Here is a 2102-nt window from a genome sequence, read left to right as displayed (position 1 = left end):
CGAGCGGGCGGGCAGTCTGTTCAGCGAGTCGGACGAGGACGGGGAAGACATGAGCGTCGACTCCCCCGGGGAGTACGGCGCCGGTGACCGCGCCGAGTCGCCCGCTCTGGCCCTGCCGGGCACCACACCGGGGTTCAGCCGGGCGGGCAGCCTGTTCAGCGAGTCGGACGAGGACGGGGAAGACATCAGCGTCGACTCCCCCGGGGAGTACGGCGCCGGTGACCGCGCCGAGTCACCCGCTCTGGCCCTGCCGGGCACCGTCCCGGGGTTCAGCCGGGCGGACAGCCTCTTCAGCGAGTCGGACGAGGACGGGGAAGGCATGACCGTCGACTCCCCCGGGGAACCGATGACCGTCGACTCTCCCGAAGGGCCCGGCGCCGGGGACCGCGCCGAGTCGCCCGCTCTGGCCCTGCCGGGCACTGCCCCGGACGCGGCGACCACCCTCCCCGACACCAACACCAACACCGGCACCGACACCAACACCGGCACCAGCACCGGCACCGGCACCAACACCAACACCAATACCGGCACCAACACCAGCACCAGCACCGACACCGGCACCGACACCGGCACCGACACCAACACCAACACCAGCACCGGCACCAGCACCAGCACCAGCACCAGCCGGTGATGTCCTGCGACAGGTGCACCACACCCTCCAGATCGCCCGCCCCGGCCAGCGCATAGCCGTCCATCCCAACGACGTGATCGCGCTCCACCAGCGCTACCACCAGCGCCCGGTACAGCGGCGGGCGGTACAGCGGCGGGCGGTACAAGCGGGGTCGTCCGTGCAGGCGGGGTCGTCCGTGCAGGCGGGGTCTTCTGTGCAGGCGGGGCGGGCAGTGCAGGCAGTGCCGCCCGCGGACTGGCTGGACGGAGTTCCGGGGGACGAACGCGTAAGGGCGCTGACCGTCGGGTGGTACGTGGCGATACAACCGGGGAATCGAGGTGCGCTGCCCGGTGGGGCCCCGCGCCAACTCCGCGACTGGGTCCGGAAGGCTCAGTCTGGAGACATCGCCCTCCACCCGGCGACGCTGCGTTACCTCGACGCGATGGCCTTCTTCTCACCGGAGCAGCTGAAACGCGCGGAGGAGGTAAGCAGGTACGCACTGTCCACCGTGACAACGACTGATGAGAACCCGCCAAGGCAAGGACGGACGGCGCCTCCCCAGAGAGTGGCGGCAGTGCCGCCGACGGACTGGCTGGACGGAGTTCCGGGGGACGAACGCGTACTGGCGCTGACCGTCGGGGAGTACGTGGCGGAGCACAAGAGCGTGGAAGGCATCCCCGCGTGGAAGCGTGAAGTCACGCTGCCCAGCGGGCAGGTGCGCCACTTCGGCGACTGGGTCAGGACGGCTCGGTCCGGAACCGTCCCCCTCCACCCGGCGACGGTGCGTTACTTCGACGCGATGGCCTTCTTCTCACCGGCTCAGCTGAAACGCGCGCAGGAGATGAGCAATGACACGCCGTCCACCGTGACAGCGACCCCTGAGGACCCGCTGGCCGGCGTCCCGGACGACGAGCGCATTCTGGCGCTCAATCTGAAGGACTACGTCGCACGCAAAGGCAGCGCCGAGGGCGTCACCCGGTCGCGTCAAACAGTGATGCTCTCCACCGGGCCTCAGTTCACGAGCGCCTGGGTGATGTCGCTGCGCGCGGGCGGCACGAGCGTCGGTGAGAAGACGGCCGCCTACCTCAAGGACTTCTCCCTGCTCGCTAAGGCGGATCTCGCCAGGATGAGGCCGGTTGCAGAGGTGGTCCTGCCTCCCGGGGAACTGCTGGACGGCGCACCGGCCCATGAGAGGGTGGCCGCTCTCTCCAGCGCGGAGTACATCTTCCAGCACCGCGGGGACAACGGCCTCGCGGGCACGAGCCAGGTGCTCCACTTTCCAGACGGGGAGCCCCGGATCCTCGGGGAGTGGGTCCGCTTGGTGCGCTTGGGAGAACTGGCGGTCAGCCGGGAGACCTTCCAGTACCTGGAGCGACTGCCTCATTTCTTCCGCCCCGGCATCGACGAGGCGCGGATCGCGGGTCTGGGCGGCCCCGCCGCCCGGCCGGGCGGCGACGTCGTCGTCCGCGCCGCCCGCGTCGACACGGCACCG

General features: G+C 70.3%; 1 protein-coding gene and 1 pseudogene. Both read left to right on the top strand.

Annotation, left to right across the window (positions count from 1 at the left end):
- Positions 1-631: pseudogene (locus IE94_RS40710) on the top strand (hypothetical protein); the annotation flags it as partial.
- A 13-nt stretch (positions 632-644) separates the two neighbouring features.
- Positions 645-2102 (top strand): hypothetical protein (locus IE94_RS40145; protein ID WP_037924677.1); only part of this gene is annotated, 1458 nt, incomplete at its 3' end.

Origin of the sequence: Streptomyces violaceorubidus (genome assembly GCF_000717995.1) — a bacterium.
GTDB classification, from domain to species: domain Bacteria; phylum Actinomycetota; class Actinomycetes; order Streptomycetales; family Streptomycetaceae; genus Streptomyces; species Streptomyces violaceorubidus.
Note: the sequence above shows the minus strand (reverse complement) of the source record. Positions and strands in the feature narration are given on the sequence as shown.